Source organism: Micromonospora sp. NPDC048907 (assembly GCF_055586885.1).
The window spans coordinates 191,966-217,064 of the sequence record NZ_JBVJHI010000003.1; the positions used below are offsets into that span (position 1 = coordinate 191,966).

Consider the following 25,099-nt stretch of genomic DNA (forward strand, 5'->3'; position numbering starts at 1 on the left):
ACGACGCGGGACGGGCCGGGGCGGAGAGCCCCGGCCCGTCCGCCGTCCGGGCCCGCGGGCCCGGACGACCGGCTCACCGCAGGCGGTACGCCTGGATGATCCGCTGGCTGACCGTGTTGCCGGCGCGGTCCCGGGCGGTGGCCCGCAGCGAGGCGTAGCCGGGGCCGGCCGGGTGCCGGACCGTGGCCGCCCAGCCCGCGCCCTGCCGGTGCAGGGTCGCCCTGCGCCAGGTCTTCCCGCCGTCGTACGAGACGTCGACGGTGAGCGCCGTGACGGGGGCGGCCGGTGCGCCGGGCTGCCGCTGCACCGTCACCGGGATGGTGAAGGTCCGGCCGGCCGGGGCGCTGTTGTCCACGGCCAGCGGCGGGGCGAAGCGGACGGCCATGGCCGGCAGCCGCACCCAGTCGTCACCCGGGACCCGCTTCGAGCGGAACGTCCAGGCGGCCGAGACCTCGGTGCTCAGGTCGGTGAAGCCCCGCGTGGCCGAGGTTTCCAGCCGGTAGCTCGCGGCGCCCGGTGGCACCTGGAACTCGCCGTACCCCGGGGCGGGCTGCTCGGCGAGCAGCTTCCCGTTGCGGTAGAGCGCGGTCCGTTCGGTGTCGTTGAGCGAGCCGCCGGGGTGGCCGGCGGCGTCGCTGTGCACCGGCAGCGAGACCACGAGGGTGTCGCCGTTGCGGGTGATGCCCTGCTCCGGCCAGCGCGGCTGCGGGAACGACGGCCCGTACGGCGCGCTGTTCCAGTCCTCCCGGTAGGTCCGGCCGGCCCGGTAGCGGGTCGGCACCGACTCCAGCACCGCCCGCACCTCCAGCCAGCCGTCCTCGCCCCGCGTGCCGAAGCCGAGCTGGGAACTCCAGCCGGTGCGGGTCGTGGAATAGTGCTCGACCCGCTTACCCGGCACCGGAACGGGCACGACGATCGCCGAGCCGCCGATGTTGTAGTCGGACTCCGGGAAGACCGACCGCTCGTTCTCCAGCCCCGCGTAGCCGGCCGCGAACCGGTGCGTGACGGTGGCCAGGTCGGCGGGCCGGTAGTGCCGGACGAACCCGGTCGGCATCCGCCCCGGGAACAGCTCGTTGAGGGCGTAGAAGTACGGGCTGCTCTCCGGCGCCGTCGGTTCGAGCCACTGGCTGGCCAGGGCCCCGACGAAGAGGGAGTCGGAAACGCCGCGCCCGAGCTGGCCGCTGTGGAGGCCGTCGAAGCTGGACGTCCAGAGCCCGAATCCGTAGGTGGCGTCCTCGGTGGACCAGTTGGCCGAGAGGTCGATCAGCAGCGGGGCCGCGCCGCGCCGCGGCACGGTGGACCGGACCGGCTTCGCCCGTCGGGCGTCGACGGTGAGCCGCTGGTCGCCGCCGACCACCAGTTCGGGCTGGGCCAGCATGGACACCTCGGCCCAGCCGTCCTCCCCCGGCACGTAGATCAGGCTGTTCAGGCCGTACCGGCCCTTGGGGAGGCGGATCCGCGCCTCGCCGTCGGCGTCGTACACGTCCCGGTACAGGGCGCCGTCCAGCCCGACGAGGGTGGTGAAGTAGTCACCGGTGAGCGCGCCGGCCCGGTCGCGGTGCACGACGGTCAGGTCGTAGCTCTCCACCTCGCGGTCCACCGCCAGCGGCGTGACCGCGACCGCGTCGCCCGCGCGGGCGACCAGCCTGCCGGTCCAGTAGCCGTCCAGGCCGCCGAGCCGGGTGTTCGCGGTGACGGTGACCTGGGCCGTCCCGCCGGCCGGCACGGTGAGCCGGGAAGCGCTGAGGGTGAACATGCCGGCCGGGGCGGCGCGCCCGTCCGGGCCGGTGACGTCGGCCGTGAGGTCGAGGGTGAGCGGGCCGGCCCCGCCGTTGCGGTAGGTGACCGTGCGGGCGACCGGCTGGTCGTCACCGTGCGGCCAGGCCGTCGTTCCGAACGAGATGCTGGGCGGGTCGCTGGTGACCTGCTCGGTGATCGCGTGGGCCACGTCGACCCGTCCCGCGCCCTGCTGGAACGCCGTCTGGTCGGGGTGCGGCTTCGCCGAGGCCATCAGCGTGGCCTTGTACCGCCCGGCGGTCCACCCGGGGTGCTGCTGGGCGAGCAGTGCCACCGCACCGGCCACGTGGGGCGTGGCCATCGACGTGCCGGAGAGGGAGACGTAGCGGTCCCCCACCGGGTCACCGATGGTGCCGTTGGCGGCCCGGGCGGCCACGATCTCGACGCCGGGCGCGGTGATGTCGGGCTTGAGCCCGCCGTCGACCCGCGGCCCCCGGCTGGAGAAGTCGGCAAGCGCGTCGTCCCGGTCGACCGCGCCGACCGCGAGCGCGGCGTCGGCGGTGGCCGGCGAACCGACCGACCCGTCGGCGCCGTCGTTGCCGGCGGCCACCACGAACAGCGTGCCGGTCTGCGCGGTCAGCGTCTCGACGGCCTGCTCCAGCGGGTCGACCTCGGGGAAGTCCGCGCCGCTGAGGCTCATGTTGACCACGCTGGCGTGCTTCTCGGCCGCGGCCCACTGCATGCCGGCGAGGATCGCCGACTCGGTGCAGCCCTCGTTCTCGCAGACCTTGCCGGAGAGCAGGGTGGCGTCGGGGGCGACACCGCGGTACTTCCCGCCGGAGGCGGCCCCGCTGCCCGCGATGATCGAGGCCACGTGCGTGCCGTGCCCGACCATGTCGTCCGACTCGGCCGACTCGCTGAAGTTCCGGGAGTCGGCGATCCGGCCGGCCAGGTCCGGGTGGCTGAGGTCGACGCCGGTGTCGAGCACCGCGACGCTGACCCCCTTGCCGGTGAAACCGGCGGCCCAGGCCGCCGGGGCGCCGATCTGCGGCACGCTGTGGTCCAGGGTGACGCGCCGCCGGCCGTCCAGCCAGATCCGGTCGACATCCCCCGCCGCGTCGACCCGGGCGCCGGCCCGGTCCGCCGTGACCGCGCCCCAGACCGCGCCGGTGTCGGCCTTCGTCGCGACCAGCGCCGCGCCGCCGATCGCCGGCAGGTCGCGGGTCACCCGCGTGCCGGCCACCGGGGCCGCCGCCCGTCGGGCCGGACCCGGCCCGTACGACACGAGCAGCGGAAGCGTGTCCCGCCGGGCGTCGTCGTAGCCGGCCGCGACGAGCCCGGTGACGTCGAACAGCCGCCGGTCGACCCGGCCGGCCCGGACCAGGGGCAGCGCGTCCTGCGGCAGCACGGTGAGGTGGCCGCGTTCCCGGCTGACCAGGAAGCCGACACCGGCGCGGCCGGCGCCGGGGCGGACCGCCGCCTGTCCGGCGGCGGTGACGGTGACCCGGTCGCCGGTGATGAGGGTGACGGTGACCGGTTGGCCGGCGCGCGCCGCCGCGGCGCGGGCCGGGGCGTGGTCCGTGGTGGCCGCCGGGGCGGCGGAGGCCGGCAGGGGCAGGCCCAGCGCCAGCCCGAGGGTGAGGCCGAGGCCGGCGATTCTTCTTCGATTCCGGGGCAACGTTCCTCCTTCGTGAAGCGTCTTCATCGATGAGCACACATCGACGCAGAGGGTCAGAATTGCATACCGCGTATGCAATCGGAAGTCGTCTATCCGACGGAACCGGTCCCGCAGCCGCCGCCCGGCGGGGCATGATCGCCCGGTGACCGCCATGAAGGACCGCATGCTCGCCGGCGAGCCGTACATCGCCGACGATCCGGAGATCACCGCCGATCTGGACCGGGCCGCCCGGCTCGGCGAACGCTTCAACCGCAGCTCCGCCGACGACCCGGAAGGGCGCCTCGCCGCCCTCCGCGAGCTGCTCGGCTCGGTCGGCGAGGGCACCTGGGTGCGCCCGCCGCTCTACTGCGACTACGGCCACCAGACCCACATCGGGCCGCGCAGCTTCGTCAACTTCAACGCGGTCTTCCTCGACGTCGCCCGGATCACCATCGGCGCCGATGTCCAGATCGGACCGAACGTGCAGCTCCTCACCGCCACCCACCCGGTCGAGCCGGCGGCCCGGCGGGCCAAGTGGGAGGCGGCCCAGCCGATCACCATCGGCGACAACGTCTGGCTCGGCGGCGGGGTCATCGTGCTGGCCGGCGTGACCATCGGGGACAACACCGTGGTCGGCGCGGGCGCGGTGGTGACCCGGGACCTACCCCCCAACGTGGTGGCCGTGGGTAACCCCGCTCGTCCGGTTCGGAGCCTCGACGAGACCATCTGACCTGCTGAAACGACGCTTCGGCGGGTGCGGACTCCGGCCCGGGGGTGCACTCTGGGTAGTGACCGGTTCACCCAGGGGGCGTCATGGAACGGGTGCTCGAACTGCGCGTGCACGGGGTGTCGAACACCCCGCCCGACCAGCTGCTCGGGCTGCGCCCCGCCCCCGGCGGCGACGGCGCGCAGCCCGACCTGGTCGCCGGCGGCGCGGTCACCGGCTTCTACCGCGCCAGCACGGCCGGCCGGGACGACCCGATCACCGTCGAGGCGTACAGCTGGGGGCAGTTGACCTCCGGCGCGCGGACCCGGCGCGACGTCGAGCGGGCCCTGTGGACGCTGCTGCTGCCCTTCACCCTGGCCAACGTGGCCCTCTACGCCCGCACCGGCATCCCGCCGGACCCGGACCAGGAACGCTGGGCCAGTCGCTCCGGGATCACCGCCTGGCTCATCCGGCTGTTCTGCCTGAGCCTGACCGGCACCCTCGTGATCACGGCGACCGGCATCGGGGTGGACCTGATCGGCTGGCAGTGCGTCGGCCCGGACTGCCTCGGCCACCTTCCCGGCCCGATGGAGTTCCTCGGCAACGCCTGGTGGCGCCAGGACACCCGGGCACTCGCCGCGGGACTGCTGATGCCACTGCTCGTGCTGGCCGGTCTCGGCGTGGTCGCCTGGCGCACCTACCAGTACGAGGCGGAGATGCCCGCCGAACCGCACGTCCGCCCCGCGGCGCGGCAGGACGGCCCGCCCACCGACCCGCCGGACCGGCCGGAGCCGCTGGAGAACCCGCTCCAGGACCCGACCTTCTGGAACGGCGAGGGGCAGCTGCGCCGGGCCGCCGTGCTGCACCTGTGCACCGGAGCGGTGATCGCGGCGGCGGTCCCGGTGGCCGCGGTGATCGTCATGGACCCGCCGCGCGGGCTGCGGGCCGCGATCGCCTGGCCGACCGTCGGCGTACTCGCGGCCGTGGTGGCGATCGCCGTGGTGGCGTTGGGTCGGCCCTGGCTGACCCGGCGGCAGGGCGCCACGCCGCTCGGCCGGTGGAGCGTGACCGTGGCGCTGCTCACCGGGCTGGGGCTGGCCGGGACGTTCACCCTGCTCCTGTTGCCCGACGGTCCCGCCGGCCGGCCGCTGTCCACGTACCGGCCGCCCATCGGGTGCGCTGCCGATCCGGGCATCGCGGGCTGCCGCACCGACCGGTCGCTGCCCGGCTACGACACCGCGGTCGCCTGGCTCGCCACGTACCAGGCGCTGCTGCTGGTCACCATCGGGGCGGTGAACCGCTCCGGACGGCGCGCCCTGTTCGGGCCGGTGGCCGGCAGCCTGCTGCTGCCGCTCGGGGTGGCCTGGACCGAGCGCGGCCTGCCCGGCCTCCCGGACGCGCCGGAGGCCGTGAGCAGCTGGACCCTCGCCGGGCCGGCCATCGCGATCGCCGTGACCGGGCTGCTCCTGCCGCGGACCCGGCCGGCCGTGCCGGAGCAGCCGCTGGGCGCGCACACCGACCTCGCCTGGGGCGGGCGCGGCCCGGCGCTCCTCGCCGGCTTCGGGTGGATGATGGCGGTCGCCTACTGCGCCGGTCTCCTCTACTGGGTCAGCGACCGGCTCGACAGCCGGGCGGACCCGAGCGGCCACAGCCGGGTGGTGCCCCCACTGGCGGTCCTCTGGGCCGGGCTGGCCTGCGTGGTCGCCCTGCTCGCCCTGCTCGCGATGCTGGTCCGGGCCGCCGTGCTGCTCCAGTCGCTGCGCCGGGCCGAGTACGCCGCCCTCACCGCCGACGACGCCGGCCTTTCCGCGCACGACCTGCGCCGCTGCCGCGACGTCAGCACGTTCCGGGCGCTGCACCGGCTGGTCGGCGAGCACGCGATCCGGCTGGTCGGCTGCTACGCGGCCGTCTCCGTGGTGCTGGTGACGCTCTGCTGCGCGGCCGCGCTCTCCCGCAGCCGGCCCAGCCCTCTCTCCCCCTCCGGGTGGCAGGCCGTCATCCACTGGGCGGCCAACCTGGGTGACACCATGCTCGGCTGGCTGCCCGTGGTGATGAGCGCGCTCGGGCTGCTGGTCTACCGCACCGACACGGTGCGCCGCTCGGTCGGCGTCATCTGGGACGTCGGCACGTTCTGGCCCCGGGCCGCGCACCCGCTCGCCCCGCCCAGCTACGCCGAGCGCGCCGTGCCGGAACTCCAGACCCGGGTCGCCGGGCTGCTCGCGCTCCCCCCGCTGCACCCCGACCGGATGGACGGGGTGATCCTCTCCGGGCACAGCCAGGGCACCGTCATCTGCGCCGCCATGCTGCTGCAGCTACCCCGCCGGTGGCGACGGCGGACCTGGTTCTTCTCCTACGGATGCCAGCTCACCCGCCTCTACGGCCGGGTCTTCCCCGCGTACTTCGGCCCCGACCGGCTGCGCACCCTGGCCCGGGCGCTCACCTGGCCCGGCGGCCACGTCTCGTGGACCAACTTCTGGCGCGACACCGATCCGCTGGGCTGGCCGGTCACCGCCGGGGAACGGGACGTGCCGGTGGTCGACCCCGAGGCGCTGCACCCCGTCGGGGGTGAGGTGGCCGACCCGCCCATCCGCAACCACAGCGGCTATCCCGAGTCGGCCGAGTTCACCCGGGAGCGAGCCGTGGTGGCGCGGCTGCTGCGCCGGGCCGTGCCGTCACCCCGGCAGGGGGTCGGCTAGCCGGACCACCAGGTCGGCGTGCTCGGCCGTGCCGGCGACGAGCCGGGCGTTGGCCTCGTCGCTGCCGAGCGCCCAGGCGCGGGCCTGCTCCGGCGTCTTCCCGTACGCCTCGTGCCGGGCGGTGAGCCGGCGCAGCCGCAGCTCGGCGTCGAGGTCGAGGAACCAGACCTGGTGCAGCAGCGTGCGCACCTCCTCCCACGGCTCGTCGCGCACCAGCAGGTAGTTGCCCTCGGTCACCACGAGCCGCACCTCGGGCGGCACCTCGATCGCTCCGGCGACCGGCTCCTCCAGGTCGCGCCGGAACGCCGGTGCCCACACCGAGGTCGGCTCCAGCCGGCGCAGGCGGCGCAGCGTGGAGACGAAGCCGTTGGCGTCGAACGTGTCCGGCGCGCCCTTGCGCGCGTCCCGGCCCAGCCGGGTCAGCTCCGACTGGGCCAGGTGGAAGCCGTCCATGGGCACCAGCCGGGCGGCCGGACCCACCTCGGCGACGATCCGCTCGGCCAGCGTCGACTTGCCCGCTCCCGGCGCGCCGGCGATGCCGAGCAGCTGCCGCGGGCCGTCCCCGGCGAGGGCCCGGGCCCGGGCCACCAGCTCGCCGAGCGGCAGCACCTGCGCGGCGGCCATCAGCCGAGCACCGGTTCGCTGATGGTGAACCGGGCCTCGACCGCCGCCTGCACCGGCTGGGGCTGCGGATCCAGCTCCAGCTCCGGGGCCGCCTCCCCGGCCCGGCCGAAGCCCGCCTTCGCCATCATCGGCGGGGCGGTGGCCAGGCCGGTGTCGGCCAGCTCCAGCAGGGCGGTCACCCGGACGCCGAGCGCCTCGGCGTATTCCCGGGCCCGGGCGAGGGCGTCCGCGATCGCGGCATGCCGGGCCTCCCGGTACGCCGGGCTGTCCGGCCGCAGCGACCACCACGGACCGGCCACCTCGACCTGCTCCTGGTCGGCCAGGCGCAACATCAGCTCGCCGAGCGCGGTGAAGTCGACGACGGTGACCATCGTGGTCACGCTGCCGTGGTAGGCCACCACCCGCTCGCCCGAGCGCTTCGTCTCCGGCCAGACCCGGAGCTGGCCGGTCTCCCGCCGCTCCACGGCCGGCTCGGCCGCGTCGAGCAGCACCCGCACGGCGGCGGTCCGCTCGGCCAACCGGGCCAGCGTGGTCTCCCGGTCGCGGTCCCGCGCGGTCGCGGTCACGGTGAACCGGGCCAGCTCGGGGGCCACCTCCCGGTACGCCTCGCCGCGTACCGCCACGACCGGTGCGTCCGCCATGCGGCTCAGCCTAGTGGTGGGGTGGCCGGAAGGTGGCCCGTGTAGGTGACCCCGCCCGCCGCCACCCGGCAGCCGGTCAGGTGGCCGCCGGCCGCGCCCAGCTCGCGCAGGTAGGCCAGCTCCCCGGCGTGGTCGGCGGCGGCGGGGAACTCGCGCCGGTGGGCGGTGAAGGCGCGGCCGTGCAGGGCGGCGCGGGCGGTGCGGCCCTCGGCGAGCCGGCCGGCCAGCTTTCCGGGGTCGCCGGCCCGCAGCGCCTCGGCCAGCTCGTCGAGGTAGGCCCGGACCGCGTCCAGCTCGGCCAGCACACGCTCGCGGTTGCCGAGCAGCATGTTCGCCGTCCGCTCGGGCGGCCCGCCGGCCACCCGGGTGCCGTCGGAGAAGCTGCCGGCGGCGAGCGCGAGCACCGCGTCGCGCAGCGCCGAGCGCTGCACCGTGCCGGCCAGCGCGCCGGCGAGCAGGTGGGGCAGGTGGGAGGCGAGCGCGGCGGCGCTGTCGTGCTCCGGGGCGGACATCGGCACCACCCGGGCGTGGAAGACGTCGATGAGCAGCGCGGCGAGCGACCGGAACGCGGGCATCCCGGTCGGGCCCGGGCAGAGCACCCAGGCGGCCCCGTCGAGCAGTGCCGGGCTGGCCGCGTCGAGGCCGGCCCGGTCGGCGCCGGCCATCGGGTGGCCGGGCACGAACCGGTGCCCGAGGCCCTGCCCGGCGGCGGCCGTGGCCACCTCGGCCTTGGTGCTGCCCACGTCGGTGAGCACGCACCGGTCGTCGGTGGCCGCGGCCACCGACGCCACCGTCGAGGGCAGGGTGGGCAGCGGGCCGCACAGGAACACGACGTCCCGGCCGGCGACCGCCTCCTCGACCGTGTCGGGCGCGGCGATGCCCTGCTCGCGGACCCGCCGCCGGGTCGCCGGGTCCGGGTCCCAGCCGGCCACGTCGAGCCCGGCGTTCCGCAGCCGGAGCAGCACCGACCCCCCGATCAGGCCGGTGCCGACCACCGCCGCGCGCGCCTGCCCGCCGGCCCCGCCCACCATCGGCCCACCTCGGCGTCCCGTCGTCCGGAGCCGGCCCCGGCCCCGCTGGAAGTCCCGCCGAGGATACCGTCCGCGGCTCAGGCCTGGCCGTCCGTCACCGTCCGCCGCCACCGGGCGTACGCCCGGCCGGGGTCGCCGAGGTACGTCCACGGCAGCTCGGTCACCAGGTCGCCGAGCGCCTGGAAGCGCTCCGCGGCGGCGGCGTGGTCGCCGCCCACGGCGAAGCACATCGCGAAGTTGTTGTGCGGCTGCGGCCAGCCCGGGTAGCGCCCGTGCTCCGGGTGGCGCACCGACTGGTCGGCCGCGGCGCGCAGCTCGGCGAGCACCCCGGGGTCGCGGAGGTGGGCGTCGTCCTCCCCGGAGGGCAGCTTCAGCCACATCTCCAGGTGGGCCGCCGCGACCAGGTGGGCCAGGCCGCTGGCGGCCGGCGCCTTGGCCGCCGCGGACCGGGCGAAGTCGAACATCTCCTCGTCGCTGCCGAACCACTTGGCGCACCGGTACTGGAGCATCTGGACGTGTGCCAGCCGGTGCCACGGGTGCCGGGCGACCACGTCGGCGAAGCGCCGCTCCGCCTCCTCCCGGTCCACCTGGCGGCCCCGCGCCGAGGTGACCAGGAAGGCCCTGGCCGTGGTGTCGTCGGGGTCCCGCGCGGCCACCTCGTCCAGCAGGTTCTCGGCGAAGGTCAGCCGCTTGCGGAACTCGCGGAACTGCTCCTGGCTGGTCAGCGAGGAGGAGGCGCCGCCCCGGGCCTCCCAGGCCCAGTGCACGGCGTGCGTTCCCCGGACCAGCAGCGGAAGGGTGGCGCGCGGCTCGGCGTCGGCCCACTCGCCGATCCACTCCTGCACGCCCGGCACCCGGCCGGCGGCGGACAGGCAGAACGCCTGGTGGTCGGGGTCGGTGACGGTGACCAGCACGTCCCGGGCGGTCCGCCAGTCCCGCCGGGCCAGCGCCTCGGACAGCACCCCGGCCGCCGGGTCACCCATCGTCGGGTCGACCGGCAGCCCGGGTCCACTCTGCTGCTTCGTCCTCCGCCGGAACGGCCACATGCTCTCGTCCTCCCCCGTGCGCGTCGACGGAGATCGTAGGGGCGGCCGGGTGGGCACGGAAGGGGGTTGTCCGAGCCGCCCTCGCGTCGTACGGTCCCCCGGCGGCCCGACCGGACGGGCCGGTCTCAACGGGGAAAGGAAGCACATGTCCGCCACGTACCGGGCGCTCGCCTCGGTGGTCATGTTGATCGGTTTCTACGTCGTCGCGCTGCTCCAGCTCGCCGCCGTGGCCGCGCTCGGCGTCTGGCTGTTCAGCCACACCAGCGGTGTGATCACCGGCAAGCTGCTGCTGCCGCTGGTCGTCGCCCTCGGCGCCGTCGGGGTCGGGCTGTGGAAGGCGATCCGCACCAGGAACGAGCCGGCGCCCGGCCTGATCCTGGACGAGCGGGCGGCCCCGTGGCTCTGGGCCACGGTGCGGGAGCTGGCCGTCGCGGTCGGCACCCGCGCGCCCGACGAGATCCGCCTGGTGCCCGAGGTGAACGCGGCGGTCGGCGAGCAGAGCCGCCTGCTCGGCCTGGTCGGCGGGCGGCGGACCCTCTACGTGGGACTGCCGCTGCTCCAGGCCATGCGGGTCGACCAGCTCCGCTCGGTGCTGGCGCACGAGCTGGGCCACTACTCCGGCCGGCACACCCGGCTGGGCGGCGTCGCCTACCGGGGACGGCTCGCCATCGGGGAGACCGTCGAGCGGATCAGCCCGCGCAACCCGGTCGGTTGGATCTTCCGGGGCTACGCGAAGCTCTACCTGCTGGTCGACAACGCGGCCTCGCGCCGCCAGGAACTGGAGGCGGACCGCGCCTCGGTGCAGATCGCCGGGCACCAGGCCGCTGCCTCGGCGCTGCGGACCCTGCCCGCCCTCGACGCGGCCTGGCGCTTCTACGAGACCCGGTACGTCGACCCGGGCTGGTCGGTCGGGCTGGCGCCGGACGACTTCTTCGGCGGCTTCGGCCACCTCCTGCAGGCGCGCCGGAACGAGATCGACGAGCTGCGGGAGAACGCCCCGGAGGGGCCGGCGTCCCGCTGGGACACCCACCCGCCGATCGGCGCACGCGTCGCCGCGATGGACCAGATCCCTCCGGTGCACGTCACGCCGGACGATCGGCCGGCCTGGACCATGCTCGCCGACGTGGTGGGCGCCGGCCGGGCCCTCCAGAGCCTGATCGTCGCGCACGGCTCCCGCCGCCTGCTGCCCTGGCCGGAGTTCATCGCCGAGTCGATCGCGGCCGGGGTGCAGCAGCGGGCGGACCGGATCTACCGCGCGGTCGGCCGGTTCACCGGCACGCCGCAGCCGGGCCTGCCCACCGTCCTGGAGCTGGTCCGCGCCGGCCGGCTCGGTGAGTTCGCCGAACAGTTCTTCACCAACGCCACCCGCCGGGAGGCGGCGGCCGCCTTCGCCGGCCCGATGGAGACGCTGCTCGACAACGCTGCGGTCCGCTCAGGCCGGGCGTACTGGCAGCTCTCCTGGTCCGAACCCGCCCGGCTGGTCGGTCGCTCCGGCGAGCCGTGGGACCTGGCCGAGATCGCCAAGCTGGCGGTCGCCCCGGAGACGCTGGACGTGGCGCTCGCCCGGCTGGCCGAGCTGGGCGTCGACGTGCGGCAGTCGACGGTGGTCCAGGCCCGGGCCTCCGCGCGGAACGCCGACCTGATCGCCGCGCTCGCGAATATCAAGATCGACGGCCGGGAGCACGACGTGTACGTGCTGGACAACGGCCTGGTCCTGGTCCCCGAACCGGGGAAGGCGCACGAGGGTGAGAAGCGGCTCAAGGAGGTGCTGAGCGCGACGCCGGTCGCCGAGGTGGCGAGCCGGAACCCCTTCCTGCCGTACGAGGAGATCCGCTCGGTCGAGGTGACCAAGCGGGTGCCGCTGAAGGCGGTCATCACCCTTCACGACGGCCGGACCGTGTCGGTGCAGGAGCTGATGGCCAGCGAGTTCCTGGAGAAGCACAGCCGGGACACGCTGCTGCGGGTGTTCGAGCAGATCAACGACTGACCCGGTCGCGGCGGCCGACCCCTCGGGGCCGGCCGCCGCGGCGCGCGGTCAGGCCTCGGCGAGCCGGCCGGCGACCGCGTCGACGTGCTCGTCGGACTCGGTCAGCGCCACCCGGACGTGCCGGGCGCCGGCCGGGCCGTAGAAGACGCCGGCCGCCACCAGGATGCCCCGGCGGGCCAGCCAGTCGACGGTGTCCCAGCAGTCCTCGTCCCGGGTCATCCAGAGGTAGAGCCCCGCCTCGGAGTGCTCGACGGTGAAACCGGCGCCGGTGAACGCGGCGTGGAGCTTCTCCCGCCGGGCCCGGTAGCGCTCCCGCTGCGCGTCGGCGTGCGCCTGGTCGCCGAGCGCGGCCACCATGGCGGCCTGCACCGGGGCGGGCACGATCATGCCGGCGTGCTTGCGGACCTTGAGCAGCTCGGCCACGAGCGCCGGGTCGCCGGCCACGAAACCGGCCCGGTAGCCGGCCAGGTTGGAGCGCTTGGACAGCGAGTGCACCGCCAGCACATCCTCGTACGACCCGCCGCAGACCTCGGGCGAGAGGACCGAGACGGGCTCGGCGTCCCAGCCCAGCGGCAGGTAGCACTCGTCGCTGGCGACCACCGCGCCGCGCTCCCGCGCCCAGTCGACCACCTTGCGCAGGTGGCCGGCGGGCAGCACCCGCCCGGTCGGGTTGCCGGGCGAGTTCACCCACACCAGCCGGACCCGCGGGTCGGGCCCGAGGGCGGTCAGCGAGTCGGTGCGCACCGTGGTGGCGCCGGCCAGCCGGGCCCCGTCCTCGTAGGTCGGGTAGGCGACGGACGGCACCACGACCACGTCACCGGGACCGATGCCGAGCAGCGTGGGCAGCCAGGCGACCAGTTCCTTGGAGCCGATGGTGGGCAGCACCCCGAGCCCGTCGACGCCCGCGCCGCAGGCGCGGGCCACCCAGGCCGCGATGGCGGCCCGCAGCGCGGGCGTGCCCGCGGTCAGCGGGTAGCCCGGCGCGTCCGACGCGTCGGCCAGCGCCTGCCGGATCAGCGCCGGCACCGGGTCGACCGGCGTGCCCATCGAGAGGTTGATGAGACCACCCGGGTGCGCCGCGGCCGTCGCGGCCGCGGCGTCCAGGGAGTCCCAGGTGAACTCGGGCAGCCGCGACGAGACCGGCGCGGGCCGGTTCAGTGGCCCTCTCCGCGCGGCGGCTGCGCGGCCACGAAGGTCGCGTCCTTCTCCACCTTGCCGATCTTGGAGGCGCCGCCCGGCGAGCCCAGATCCTCGAAGAACTCGTAGTTCGCCCCGGTGTAGTCCTTCCACTGCTCCGGGACGTCGTCCTCGTAGAAGATCGCTTCGACCGGGCAGACCGGCTCACAGGCACCACAGTCGACGCACTCGTCGGGGTGGATGTAGAGCATCCGATTGCCCTCGTAGATGCAGTCGACCGGGCACTCCTCGATGCATGCCTTGTCGAGCACATCCACGCACGGCTCGGCGATGATGTAGGTCACCGGTCTTCTCCTCCGCAAGACTCGCCGCGATCATCCGCGACGGTAAGAGCCTAGTATCTCGCCGGGGAGGGGGTCGATCGTGCTCCGACAGCAGGACGTGGGACACCGGATCGTGGTCCGGCGGATTGTGGGGATTCGCGAAGGCCGGCCGCTGTTCACCGACGCGCTCGGCGAGCTGGTCGAGCTGAGCGAGACCCACATCACGCTGGCCACCGACCGGGGCCGGGTGCGGGTCCCGGTGGACGAGGTGCACCGCGCGAAGCGGGTGCCGCCGGCCCGCCGGCCGACGGCCGCCGCCGTGGTCGCCCTGGAGCTGGCCGCCGACGAGGCGTGGCCCGCCCCGGTACGCGGGCGGCTCGGCGACTGGCTGCTGCGCGGCGCCGACGGCTGGACCGGACGGGCGAACAGCGCGCTGCCGGTCGGCGATCCGGACCGCCCGCTGCCCGCCGCGCTCGACGCGGTGGAGCGCTGGTACGCCGAGCGCGGCCAGCCCGCCATGGTGAACACCCCGCTGCCGCTGGCCGCGCCGGTGGGCGCCGAGCTGGACGCGCGGGGCTGGACCACCCGGCCGCCGGTGCTGGTGCAGACCGCGCCGCTCACGGCGTTGCCGGCGGGTCGCCCCGACCTGCCCCCGGTCGGCCTCTCGGCCGCGCCCTCGGCGGAGTGGCTGGCGGTGGCCGCCGGCCGCAAGGGCGGGCTGCCGGACGCCGCCCGGCACGTGCTCACCGCCGTGGACCGGATCCGCTTCGCCCACCTGCACGTCGACGGGCGGCTGCTCGCGGTGGGCCGGGGCACGGTCACCGGCGGCGGCCGCTGGCTCGGCCTCACGCTCATCGAGGTGCTGCCGGAGGCACGCCGGCGCGGGTTCGCCGGCGCGGTCATCCGGGCGCTGGCCGACTGGGGCCGGGCGGAGGGCGCCACGCGCGCCTTCCTCCAGGTGGAGCAGCACAACGCCCCCGCGGTGGCCCTCTACCAGCGGCTCGGCTTCACCACCCACCACACCTACCTGACCCGGGTCGCCCCGGCCTGATCAGCGGCGGACGACCTTGCGGGGCTTCGCGGCCTTCAGCTCGGCGTAGCGCTTGAGCTGCCGGGAGCGGTGGTCGCGGCCCAGCGCGGTGAGGACCAGGTAGCCGGCCAGCACGCCGGCCACGGTGGCCGCGAGGTAGAGCCAGATCTGGGCGAAGAAGAGGCCGGCGCCGCCCTCGAACGGGTTCTCGCCGACCAGCAGCGGGCCCACGAAGACGGTGAGCGCCAGCGCCGCGACCACCGCGACGGCCAGGTCGCCGGTCCAGTGGCCGGCCGGCCGGTCCGCACCCCAGCGGAACGCCGTGGCGGCCAGGATCAGCCCGATGACCAGGAACATCACCAGCGAAACCCGGCCCGCGGCGGTGTCGTCGTCCGGGTAGGCCAGCTTGATGACCACCCGGGCCGCCACGTTGACCACGAACAGCGCGGCCGCCAGTACGCCGACCGCACGCCACCGCTGGAACATCGCACGCCTCCCGCCGTACCGCCCGCCCCCACCGGGTGGGCTCCTGGCAGGAATACTTACCACCGCAACCTGTGCGGCGTCTGCACCCTCAGCGGACGGCCGGCGGCACCACGAGCTGCCGGAAGCCCAGCACCGCGAAGGTGATCGCGCCGGCGACGATCAACCCGAGGCCGAGCACGTTGTCGCCGCTGAGTGCGAGATCGCCCTCGACCGTGCGGAAGCCGCCCGCGACGATCACCACGAACCAGGGCAGGGCGGCCAGCGCCGCCGCCCAGCGGGTGCCCACCGCCCGGTGGGCGAACCCGCTCACCAGCACCGTCAGCACCACCACCGCGGCGATCCCGCCCAGCGCGAGGGCGAGCCCGACCAGGGCCTTGCCGGCACCCCCGGGACGGCCCTTGACCACCTCCCAGGCCCAGGTGGCGTAGAGCAGGTCGAGCACCGCGACGAGCACGCCGGCCCAGACCGCCACCACGCCGCCGGCGACGCGCAGCACGAGGTCGAGCGCCCGGCCCGACGGCTCGGGCGGCGCGGCGGGCTCCTGCTCGGGGGCGACCGACATGGGTACGGCGGGCAGCGTCACCGGAGGCCGGCCGCCGCCGTGACCGGGGACCGGTCCGGCCGGTCCGGCGCCAACCCGGCGAACAGGTCGTCCTCCCAGCCGTACGGGCCGCTGCCCGGCCCCTTCGCGCCGACCGCGAGCGTGAAGAACTCGACCCCCATGAACTCGGCGCCGAAGTTGCCGGCGATCGAGTAGAGCCAGGAGTTGGCCGGGATCTGGGTGGCGTGGGCCCGCATGGCCGCCTCCTTGGCGGCGTGCTGGTCGGTGGCGTCGATGCGCGCGGCGATCCCCTCGTCGGGGGTGCCGAAGGGCAGTTCGTCGATGCTGTCGATGCCGGCGAAGGGGTTGTCCGACGACTCGGTGAACGCGTCCAGGCCGGCCTCCAGCACACCGCGCGGCATCGCCGTCCAGTAGACCTTCGCCGGGGCGATCCCCTCGGCGGCGGCCAGCTCCACGCCGCGCATGGCGACCCGGTGCGCCTGGATGTGGTCCGGGTGGCCGTAGAAGCCGTTCGGGTCGTACGTAATCATCACCTGCGGGCGGACCTCCCGGATGATCTCCAGCAGGTGCCCGGCGGCCTCGTCGAGGTCGGCCTGCCAGAACGCGCGGGGGTGCGCGTTGGTGGCCAGGCCCATCATCCCGGAGTCGCGGTAGCGGCCCGCGCCGCCCAGGAAGCGGTGGTCGGTGACGCCGAGCGCCGCGCAGGCGGCCGCCAGCTCGCCGATCCGGTAGCCGCCGAGCTGGTCGGCCTCGCCCGCGGCGAGCCGGGCCAGCGCCGGCACGTGGATCTCGCCCTCCTCGCCCAGCGTGCAGGTCACCAGGGTGACGTGGGCGCCGGCGGCGGCGTAGTGCGCCATCGTCGCGCCGGTGCCGATGGACTCGTCGTCGGGGTGCGCGTGGACCAGCAGCAGGCGTCGGTCGGGCAGCGTCGTCACGCCCGTCACTCTAACCGGCGGTCCTCCCCGCCCGATGCTTACGCGTCCGCCCAGGTCGGCCACATCACGCCCGGGCCGGGCCTACTCTCTACAGGCGTGGACTTTCCCGAGCTGGCCGCCCGCACCCGTCGGTTCAGCCATGGGGCGCCGCGCTCCGTTTCCGTCGCCGACGACGGCTCCCGGGTCATCTTCCTGCGCTCGTCGGGACCGGAGGACCCGGCCGACGCGCTCTGGCTGCTCGACGTCGCCACGGGCGAGGAGCACCTCGTCGCCGACCCGGCGGTGCTGCTCGGCGCGGACGGCGAACCGGCGGCGCTGGCGCCCGGCGAGCGGGCGCTGCGCGAGCGGCTGCGGCTCAGCGCCGCCGGCATCGGCTCGTACGCCCTGGACGGCGCCGGCCGGGTGGCCGCGTTCGCGCTCGCCGGCCGGCTGTTCCGGGCCGACCTGGTGCACGGCGACGTGGTCGAGGTGGCCGCCGTCGGCCCGGTGATCGACCCGCGTCCCGACCCGACCGGCGAACGGCTGGCCTACGTCACCGACGCCGCCGAGGGGGTGCGCCGGGGCCAGTTGCGGGTGGTCGAGCCGGACGGCACCGACAACCTGCTGGCCGGCGAGGACAGCGGGGTGACCTGGGGGCTGGCCGAGCACATCGCGGCGGAGGAGTTCCACCGGTTCCGCGGCTACTGGTGGTCCCCGGACGGGCGCTCCGTGCTGGCCGCGCGGGTCGACGAGTCGCGGCTGGACCGCTGGCACCTGCACGACCCGGCCGACCCGGCGAGCCCGCCGACGTCCGTGGCGTACCCCCGGTCCGGTGGGCCGAACGCGGAGGTCAGCCTGCATCTGCTGGACCTCGACGGCGGCTGGGTCGACGTGCACTGGGACCGGGAGACCTACCCGTACCTGACCTCGGTCGACTGGGCGGACGGCGGCCCGCTGATCACGGTGCTGCGCCGGTCGCAGCAGCACGGGCTGGTGCTGGCCGTCGACCCGCGCACCGGCGAGACGCAGGTGCACGCGGAGCTGGCCGACCCGCGCTGGGTGGAGCCGATCCCGGGCACCCCGGCGCACCTGCCCGACGGGCGGGTGCTGGTCGGCGGCGAGCTGGCCCACGACGGGTACGACGCCCGCTGCCTGTTCGCCGACGGCACCCTGCTCACCCCGCCCTCGCTCTACGTGCGGCGGGTGGTCGGGCGGCTGCCGGCCGGGCCGAACTCGGCGGCGGACCTGCTGGTCGAGGCGAGCGAGGGCGAGCCGAGCCAGCGCCACCTCTACCGGGTCCGCACGGCGATCGGGGGTGGGGTGGACGCCCGCCGGATGGGCAGCGACCCCGGCTGGCACACCGCCGCGATCGGCGGCAGCACCCTGGCCGTGGGGGTGGCCTCGCTGGAGCACCCGGGCACCCGCTGGCGGGTCTGGCACGGCGACCGCGAGGTGGGCGAGCTGGCGTCGCGGGCCGCGACCCCGCCGTACGCGCCGCGGCCGACGCTGGTCCGGGTGACCGACCGGCGGCTGCCGAGCGCGGTGCTCTACCCGGGCGAGCACGTGAAGGGCACGAAGCTGCCGGTGCTGCTGGACATCTACGGCGGCCCCGGCCACCAGGAGGTGATCGCGGCGCGGGGGGCCTGGCTGGAACGGCAGTGGTGGGCCGAGCAGGGCTTCGCCGTGGTGACCATCGACAACCGCGGCACGCCCGGCATCGCCCCCTCCTTCGAGAAGGCGATCCACCGGCGGGTGGCCGACGTGATCCTGACCGACCAGGTGGACGCGCTGACCGCGCTGGCCGGCAAGCACCCGGACCTGGACCTGGAACGGGTGGCGGTGCGCGGCTGGTCGTTCGGCGGCTGGCTGGCCGGGCTGGCGGTGCTGCGCCACCCGGAGCTGTTCCGGTGCGCGATCGTCGGCGCGCCGGTCACCGACTGGACGCTGTACGACACCGCGTACACCGAGCGCTACCTGGGGATGCCGGACGACGGGATGGACGTCTACGCCCACCACTCGCTGGTCGAGCTGGCCGCCGAGCCGGTCGGCGACCCGGCGCAGGCCCGGCCCATGCTGCTGGTGCACGGCCTGGTCGACGACAACGTGCTGGCCGCGCACACGCTGCGGCTCTCGGCGGCGCTGCTGGCCGCCGGCCGGCCGCACGCGGTGCTGCCGCTCACCGGGGCCAGCCACATGGCCGCCGGCGGGGTGGCCGAGCGCCTGCTCCGGCTGGAGCTGGACTTCCTCCGCCGGCACCTGTGAACGCGCGAAGGCCCCGGCCGGATCGGACCGGGGCCCCCGCGGGGTCAGGCTGTCACTGCTTGACGTAGGCGTTCACGAAGCTCGGCCAGCCGAAGATGCTGCCGATGAAGAGGCCGCCGGCCTTCTCACCGTGCGCGACGGAGACGACCTCGTTGTACAGCGGCACCGCCGGCGCCGACTCCTTCATGAGCTTCTCGTCCAGCTTGCTCCACTCGTCGGCCTGCTTGGCCGGGTCGAGCGCGAGCACCCGGTCGAACTCGGCGTTGATGGCGTCGTTGTTCAGCTGCGAGGTGTTGCTGTTGCCCTCGGCCTTGATGTTGCGGCCGTCGAAGAGCACCGGCAGGATCGACGCGCCGCTGGGCCAGTCCGCCGCCCACGAGTCGACCCAGATGTCCCACGGGTTGCTCTTCTTCTTCACGAAGTCGAGGTAACCGTCCTCGGGGATCGGCTTGATGGTGACGGTGAAGCCGGCCTTCTCCAGGGCGTTCTTGACCTGGGTGGCGGTCTCCTGCGAGGGGGTGTCGTCGGAGGTGCCGAGCACCAGGTTCACCGCCTTGCCGGCGAGCAGCTCCTTGGCCTTTTCGGGGTTGCCGCTCTCCCCGGCCGGGTACGCGTCGAACTGCTTGTAGCCGAGCGTGGTGGGCGGCAGCAGCGTGGTCAGCGGCACGGCGCCGTACGGGCCGCCGAGGTTCTTGGTGATGCTGCTGCGGTCGATCGCGTAGTTGATGGCCTGCCGGACGGCCAGGTCGGTGACCCGCGTCGTGTTGATGCTCAGCCGATAGGCGTTCGGCGTGGCGGCGACGATCATCCGCTCCTTGAGCTTGGCGTCGCCGGTGACCTTCGCGATCAGCTCGGACGGCACGCCGCCGGTCGCCACCGCGGCGGCGTCGTTGCCGGTGCCGGCGAGCACCCGGTTGGTCTGGGTGGCGTTGTCCGCGCCGAGGGTCCAGACGAACTTGTCCGGGTACGCGTGCCGCACCGGGTCGGTCGCCGGGTCCCAGTTCGCGTTGCGCTCGAGCACCATCTCCACGCCGGGCGTGTGCTTGGTGAACTTGTAGGGCCCGGACGAGAACGGCTGGTTGTCCAGGTTGACGCCGGTGTCCTTGTCCGGCGGCAGCGGCGCGGTGGCCGGCAGCGACACGGCGAACGGCAGGTCACAGCGCGGCTTGTTGAACTCGAAGCGCAGCGTCTGCGCGTCCGGGGTGCTGAGGCCCGGCGGCAGCGAGGTCTTGTTGGCCTTGAAGTTCCACTTGGTGTCGTACTGCGGGCTGTCGACCAGCCACTCCTGCAGGTAGGTCGGGCCACCGGTCAGGTCGGGGTCGAACGAGCGGGCGATGCCGTACGCGATCTCCTTGGAGGTGATCGGACGGCCGTCCTCGAACTTGACGCCCTGCTTGATCTTGAATTCCCAGACCTTGCAGTCGTTGTTGACGTTCTTGCCGGGGGTCTCGGCCAGGTCGCCGACCAGGGTCACGTTGCCCTTGCCGTCGTCCTTGAAGGTGGTGAGGAAGCGGGCGTAGAGCTGGCTCCCCATGAGGCCGGCGAACGAGTAGACCCGCTGCGGGTCCAGGTGGGAGATCTTGTTCTCGCGCAGGATGTAGAAGGTCCCACCCTTGGCCGCGCCGGGCACGTCCGCCGCCGGGCCGAGCGAGTCCTTGGGGTCGGTCGCGATGGCGCCGCTGCGGGGCTTGTTGGTGTCCACGCTGTCGGCGTTGTCGCCGGTGTTCTTGCTGCATGCACTGAGTGCGACCACCAGTGCCATCGCACCGCCCATGGCGGTGGCGAGTCTTGCTCGCATACTCACTCCTCCGGGTCCGATGAAGGAAAGCTTCGCTCAGCTTTCATCCGCGGTAAATTTCGAGCAGATAACGAATCGACGGCGACCCGCGAGGCTCAGCCGAGGCGGACCCGCGGATCGATGAACGCGTAGAGCAGGTCGACCACGATGTTCGCGACGACCACGAAGAGCGCGGAGACCAGCACGGTGGCCATGATGGTCGGCAGGTCGCCCTGGCGGACCGCCTCCACGGCGGTACGCCCCAGCCCCTGGATGCCGAAGGTCGTCTCGGTGATGACCGTGCCACCGAGCGCCGCGCCCACGTCCAGACCGGCGATCGTCACGATCGGCGTGATCGCCGCCCGCAATGCGTGCCGCCCGTAGACCTTCCGCTTCGCCACGCCCTTGGCCCGGGCGGTGCGCACGAAGTCCTCCGAGAGCGTCTCCAGCATCTGCGCCCGGGACAGCCGGGCGTAGATCGCGGAGAACAGCAGGGCCAGCGTCACCCAGGCCAGCACCAGCCCGCGCGCCCACTCGACCGGGTTGTCGAGGAAGGGCACGTACCGCGGCGTCGGCAGGATCTTCAACGAGTACACGAAGATCAGCAGCAGCACGGCGCCGACGAAGTAGAGCTGCAACGAGGCGAAGGTGAGCGTGAGCCCGATCGAGACGCGATCGAGCAGCGAGCCCCGCCGCAGCGCCGATATCATGCCGAGCCCCACCCCGAGGGCGAGCCAGAGCACCGCCGCCGGCAGCACGATGTTCAACGTCACCGGCAGCACCCGGGCGAAGGTGTCGCGCACCGCCTCGCTGTTGACGTACGAGTAGCCGAGGCAGGGCGCCTCGCACTTGCCGCCCTGCGCGCTGCCCAGGTCGCGGCCGACGAAGATGCCCTTCATGTAGTTGGCGTACTGCGTCGGCTTCGGGTCGTTCAGACCCAGCTCCGTCCGCACCCGCTCCAGGCGCTCGGCGTTGCAGTTCTTCGGGCACATGCCGGTGACCGGGTCGCGGGGCAGCGCGAAGAACATGAGGAAGCTGACGATGCTCACCGCGAGCAGCACCGAGACCGCCAGCAGCACTCGCTTCAGCAGGAACCGGACCATGGCGCCGAACCCCTTACCGTGACGACTTCGGATCGAGCGCGTCGCGCAGCGCGTCGCCGAAGAGGTTGAACGCCAGCACGAGCGCGAAGATGGTGATGCCCGGGAAGAAGACGTACGCCGGGTCGGTCTGCAGGTAGTCGATGCTGCGGTAGATCATCCGGCCGAAGCTCGGGACCGACTCGGGCAGCCCGACGCCGAGGAAGGACAGCGCCGCCTCACCGGTGACGTACGACGGCACCGCGAGGGAGAACGCGACCAGGATGGGCGCCCAGATGTTCGGCAGGAGCTGCCGGAAGAGCATGTGGCCGAGCCCGGCGCCACTGGCCCGGGCCGCCTCGACGAACTCCCGCTCGCGCAGTGACACCACCTGCCCGCGCACGAGTCGCGCCGTGCCGGTCCAACCGAACGCGGCGAACACCACGATCAACGTGGTCACCGCGAACCAGGTGGGCACGGCGTCCCGGGGGCCGTAGAACCGCAGGGAGAACGTCGGGACCACGGCCAGCGCGAAGATGAGGAACGGCATGGCCAGCGCGACGTCGGTGACCCACATGATCACCGAGTCGACCACGCCGCCCAGGTAACCCGCGACGATGCCCAGCACCACGCCGATCGCCGTGGTGACGACCGCGGCCCCCAGCGCGATCAGCAGCGACGTGCGGATGCCGTAGATCATCCGGATGAAGATGTCCCGGCCCAGGCCGGGTTCGAGCCCGAACCAGTGGTCGCCGCTCACCCCGCCCACGTAGCCGAGCGGCATGCCGGTGGAGTCGAGCAGGTCACCGAACTGCTGGCTCGGCGACATGCCGTAGAGCCGCTGCAGCAGCGGTGCCGCGATCGCCGCCACGATGAACACGGCCAGCACGATGCCGCTGACCAGGGCGGTGCGGTCCCGGCGCAGCCGGTTCCAGACCAGTTGGCCGGGCGAGCGCCCGACGAGCCCCTTCTCCTCGGGGCCCTCACCGGTGGACTCGATCTCGGCAAGCGCCACGCCCTCGACCGGGGACAGGCTCATTTCGACACCTCCTCGGCGGTCGCGGCGGCCGGTGCGGCGCCCTGGCTGATCGTTCCCGTCTCCGGGAAGTGGCAGGCGGTGGCCTGGTGGCCGCCGTCCCGGGGGACCAGCGCCGGCTCCTCGGTCGCGCAGCGCTCCTGCGCCTTCCAGCAGCGGGTGCGGAAGCGGCAGCCCGACGGCGGGTTGAGCGGGGTGGGCACGTCGCCGGTGAGCCGGATCCGCCCGGCCGGCCCGAGCGCCGTGACGTCGGGGATGGCCGACAGCAGGGCCCGGGTGTACGGGTGCTGCGGCCGCTGGTAGATCTCGTCGCGGTCGCCGATCTCGACGATCTTGCCGAGGTACATGACGGCGACGCGGTGGCAGAAGTGCCGCACCACGGCGAGGTCGTGGGCGATGAAGACGAACGCCAGGTCGAGGTCGCGTTGCAGGTCGCGCAGCAGGTTGATGACCTGGGCCTGGATCGAGACGTCCAGGGCCGAGACGGGTTCGTCGGCCACGATGAGCTTCGGGCGCAGCGCGAGGGCGCGGGCGATGCCGATGCGCTGGCGCTGCCCGCCGGAGAACTCGTGCGGGTAGCGGTTGTAGTGCTCCGGGTTCAACCCGACCAGTTCCAGCAGTTCCTGCACGCGCTTGCGGATGCCGCCCGGCGGGTTGATGCCGTTGACCTGCAACGGCATGGCCACGATCCGCCCGACGGTGTGCCGGGGGTTCAACGAGGCGTACGGGTCCTGGAAGATGATCTGGAGGTCCTGCCGCAGCGGCCGCAGCGCGCCGCGACGGGCGTGGGTGATGTCCCGCCCCGCGAACTCGATGGTGCCGGAGGTGGGCTCCAGCAGCCGCACCAGCATCCGCCCGGTCGTGGTCTTCCCGCACCCGGACTCCCCGACCAGGCCCAGGGTCTCCCCCGGCCGCACGTCGAAGTTCAGGCCGTCGACCGCCCGGACGGCCCCCCTGGCGCGGAAGCCCTCGCGCACCGGGAAGTGCTTGGTCAGCCCCCGCACGCGCAGCAGCGGCTCGGTCTCGGTGCTCATCGGGCCACTCCCACCTGGGCGATGTCCTGCTGGTAGAGCCGGGTGCGCTCGTCGGCCGGCAGGTGGCAGGCGACCAGGTGGCCCGCCTCCCCGGCCGCCCGCAGCTCGGGCACCTCGGTGCGGGAGCGGTCGCCGTTGCGGTCCGCGTACCGGCAACGCGGGTGGAACGCGCACCCCGACGGCAGGTTGATCAGCGACGGCGGGTTGCCCTTGATCGGCACGAGGTCCGCGTCCGCGTCACCGTGCAGCGACGGCACACTCGACAACAAACCCCAGGTGTACGGATGCTGCGGCCGCCGCAGCACCTGTTCCACGCTGCCGTGCTCGACGGCCCGGCCCCCGTACATGACGAGGACGTCGTCGGCCACCTGGCTGACCACGCCCAGGTCGTGGGTGATCAGGATGATCGCCGACCGGAACTCGTCCTGGAGGTCGCTGAGCAGGTCCAGGATCTGAGCCTGCACCGTCACGTCCAGCGCGGTGGTCGGCTCGTCGGCGATCAGCAGGTCCGGGTCGTTGACCAGGGCCATGGCGATCATCGCGCGCTGCCGCATGCCACCGGAGAACTCGTGCGGGTACTGGTCGAACCGCTTCGCCGGCTGCGGGATGCCGACCCGGCCCAGCATGTCCACGGCCCGGGTGCGCGCCTCCCGCTTCCCGGCCCGCGGATGGTGCACCCGGTACGCCTCGGCGATCTGCCTGCCGACCGTGTAGTAGGGGTGCAGCGCCGACAGCGGGTCCTGGAAGATCATGGCCATGTCCCGGCCCCGGAGCCGCCGCACCTCCTCCTCCGGCAGCCCGACCAGCTGGCGACCACCGACCGAGATCTCCCCGGTGATGGTGGCCCGCTTCGTGTTGTGCAGGCCGAGGATCGCCAGCGACGTGACGCTCTTCCCCGAACCGGACTCGCCGACGATGCCCAGCGTGCGGCCGCGCTCGACGGCGAACGACACCCCGTCGACGGCCTTCACCACGCCGTCCTCGGTCTCGAACCGCACCCGCAGGTCCTTGACCTGCAGGTAGGGGCCCTCGCCGGTGCGCTGCGCCGGCACCTCGGGGCGGTCCGGCTCCCCGGACGGCACTGTCTCCGACCTGCCCATGACCGCCTCCCTCTGTGACGAAGAGAACTTACAACAAACTTCTGGAGGCGAAAATAAGCTACAGAACGCGGCCTGTCAGCGGCCCGAGCGTAACGACTGGGTTTCCAACCTGAACAGCCCTCACCAGGACATTCATGGTTGCGACTGGGCAACGTCTCTTCCCCGCCGCAGGTGGGGTGCGACCATGGCGGTGGCGATCCAGGGAAGATCCACGCCGGCGCGAGGTGGAGCTGA

The 25,099-nt window shown here is 74.1% G+C and carries 20 protein-coding genes; 5 read left to right on the plus strand and 15 right to left on the minus strand.

What is annotated here, in order from left to right; all coding sequences use genetic code 11:
* Positions 1-73: 73 nt before the first annotated feature.
* On the minus strand, positions 74-3,415 hold the full coding sequence (locus ACZ6PY_RS10395) for a S8 family serine peptidase (protein ID WP_466071053.1): 3,342 nt from the start codon (positions 3,413-3,415) through the stop codon (positions 74-76).
* 142 nt (positions 3,416-3,557) lie between these two features.
* On the opposite strand from ACZ6PY_RS10395, the gene ACZ6PY_RS10400 reads away from it, so the two are divergent.
* Both ACZ6PY_RS10400 and ACZ6PY_RS10405 read left to right on the plus strand, forming a co-directional pair.
* On the plus strand, positions 3,558-4,124 hold the full coding sequence (locus tag ACZ6PY_RS10400) for a sugar O-acetyltransferase (RefSeq protein WP_466071055.1): 567 nt from the start codon (positions 3,558-3,560) through the stop codon (positions 4,122-4,124).
* An 83-nt stretch (positions 4,125-4,207) separates the two neighbouring features.
* Positions 4,208-6,796, plus strand: a complete 2,589-nt coding sequence (locus tag ACZ6PY_RS10405) for a hypothetical protein (RefSeq protein ID WP_466071057.1) — start codon at positions 4,208-4,210, stop codon at positions 6,794-6,796.
* Here ACZ6PY_RS10405 and ACZ6PY_RS10410 read toward each other — a convergent pair.
* From ACZ6PY_RS10410 to ACZ6PY_RS10425, 4 genes are all read right to left on the minus strand, one after another.
* Positions 6,773-7,420, minus strand: coding sequence for a nucleoside/nucleotide kinase family protein (locus ACZ6PY_RS10410; protein WP_466071059.1), 648 nt, complete (start codon positions 7,418-7,420; stop codon positions 6,773-6,775). The genes ACZ6PY_RS10405 and ACZ6PY_RS10410 overlap by 24 nt on opposite strands.
* A complete protein-coding gene (locus ACZ6PY_RS10415; RefSeq protein ID WP_466071061.1) occupies positions 7,420-8,061 on the minus strand; it encodes an SIMPL domain-containing protein in 642 nt (213 codons plus the stop codon). Before ACZ6PY_RS10415 ends, ACZ6PY_RS10410 begins: the two co-directional genes overlap by 1 nt.
* Before the next feature lie 5 nt (positions 8,062-8,066).
* On the minus strand, positions 8,067-9,092 hold the full coding sequence (locus ACZ6PY_RS10420; RefSeq protein ID WP_466071063.1) for a prephenate dehydrogenase: 1,026 nt from the start codon (positions 9,090-9,092) through the stop codon (positions 8,067-8,069).
* A 77-nt stretch (positions 9,093-9,169) separates the two neighbouring features.
* Entirely contained in the window at positions 9,170-10,138 is a 969-nt protein-coding gene (locus tag ACZ6PY_RS10425; RefSeq protein WP_466071065.1) for a DUF4034 domain-containing protein, read from the minus strand.
* Between the two features lie 145 nt (positions 10,139-10,283).
* On the opposite strand from ACZ6PY_RS10425, the gene ACZ6PY_RS10430 reads away from it, so the two are divergent.
* Positions 10,284-12,125, plus strand: coding sequence for a M48 family metallopeptidase (locus ACZ6PY_RS10430; protein ID WP_466071066.1), 1,842 nt, complete (start codon positions 10,284-10,286; stop codon positions 12,123-12,125).
* Between the two features lie 48 nt (positions 12,126-12,173).
* Here ACZ6PY_RS10430 and dapC read toward each other — a convergent pair whose 3' ends face one another.
* Both dapC and fdxA read right to left on the minus strand, forming a co-directional pair.
* A complete protein-coding gene (gene dapC / locus ACZ6PY_RS10435; RefSeq protein ID WP_466072048.1) occupies positions 12,174-13,283 on the minus strand; it encodes a succinyldiaminopimelate transaminase in 1,110 nt (369 codons plus the stop codon).
* On the minus strand, positions 13,280-13,606 hold the full coding sequence (fdxA, locus tag ACZ6PY_RS10440) for a ferredoxin (RefSeq protein WP_007464872.1): 327 nt from the start codon (positions 13,604-13,606) through the stop codon (positions 13,280-13,282). The genes dapC and fdxA overlap by 4 nt, the downstream gene beginning before the upstream one ends.
* A 79-nt stretch (positions 13,607-13,685) precedes the next feature.
* Here fdxA and ACZ6PY_RS10445 point away from each other — a divergent pair, with 79 nt between their 5' ends.
* The gene (locus ACZ6PY_RS10445) at positions 13,686-14,636 is read left to right on the plus strand and encodes a GNAT family N-acetyltransferase (RefSeq protein WP_466071068.1); all 951 of its coding nucleotides are present in this window, start codon (positions 13,686-13,688) and stop codon (positions 14,634-14,636) included.
* On the opposite strand, the gene ACZ6PY_RS10450 is transcribed toward ACZ6PY_RS10445, so the two are convergent.
* From ACZ6PY_RS10450 to mshB, 3 genes are all read right to left on the minus strand, one after another.
* Positions 14,637-15,101: a hypothetical protein gene (locus ACZ6PY_RS10450; RefSeq protein ID WP_466071070.1), complete on the minus strand. Its 465-nt coding sequence runs from the start codon at positions 15,099-15,101 to the stop codon at positions 14,637-14,639.
* 88 nt (positions 15,102-15,189) lie between these two features.
* Entirely contained in the window at positions 15,190-15,663 is a 474-nt protein-coding gene (locus ACZ6PY_RS10455) for a hypothetical protein (RefSeq protein ID WP_466071072.1), read from the minus strand.
* Positions 15,664-15,680: 17 nt separating this feature from the next.
* Positions 15,681-16,607, minus strand: coding sequence for an N-acetyl-1-D-myo-inositol-2-amino-2-deoxy-alpha-D-glucopyranoside deacetylase (mshB, locus tag ACZ6PY_RS10460; RefSeq protein ID WP_466071074.1), 927 nt, complete (start codon positions 16,605-16,607; stop codon positions 15,681-15,683).
* A gap of 87 nt (positions 16,608-16,694) precedes the next feature.
* On the opposite strand from mshB, the gene ACZ6PY_RS10465 reads away from it, so the two are divergent.
* The gene (locus ACZ6PY_RS10465; RefSeq protein ID WP_466071076.1) at positions 16,695-18,839 is read left to right on the plus strand and encodes a S9 family peptidase; all 2,145 of its coding nucleotides are present in this window, start codon (positions 16,695-16,697) and stop codon (positions 18,837-18,839) included.
* 52 nt (positions 18,840-18,891) lie between these two features.
* On the opposite strand, the gene ACZ6PY_RS10470 is transcribed toward ACZ6PY_RS10465, so the two are convergent.
* From ACZ6PY_RS10470 to ACZ6PY_RS10490, 5 genes are all read right to left on the minus strand, one after another.
* A complete protein-coding gene (locus tag ACZ6PY_RS10470; RefSeq protein ID WP_466071078.1) occupies positions 18,892-20,637 on the minus strand; it encodes an ABC transporter substrate-binding protein in 1,746 nt (581 codons plus the stop codon).
* Positions 20,638-20,732: 95 nt separating this feature from the next.
* Positions 20,733-21,719, minus strand: coding sequence for an ABC transporter permease (locus ACZ6PY_RS10475; RefSeq protein ID WP_466071079.1), 987 nt, complete (start codon positions 21,717-21,719; stop codon positions 20,733-20,735).
* A 13-nt stretch (positions 21,720-21,732) separates the two neighbouring features.
* Positions 21,733-22,734, minus strand: a complete 1,002-nt coding sequence (locus ACZ6PY_RS10480; RefSeq protein ID WP_466071081.1) for an ABC transporter permease — start codon at positions 22,732-22,734, stop codon at positions 21,733-21,735.
* Complete coding sequence (locus ACZ6PY_RS10485) at positions 22,731-23,765, minus strand: ABC transporter ATP-binding protein (protein ID WP_466071083.1); 1,035 nt, start codon at positions 23,763-23,765, stop codon at positions 22,731-22,733. Before ACZ6PY_RS10485 ends, ACZ6PY_RS10480 begins: the two co-directional genes overlap by 4 nt.
* On the minus strand, positions 23,762-24,865 hold the full coding sequence (locus ACZ6PY_RS10490; protein WP_466071085.1) for an ABC transporter ATP-binding protein: 1,104 nt from the start codon (positions 24,863-24,865) through the stop codon (positions 23,762-23,764). Before ACZ6PY_RS10490 ends, ACZ6PY_RS10485 begins: the two co-directional genes overlap by 4 nt.
* Between the last annotated feature and the right edge of the window lie 234 nt (positions 24,866-25,099).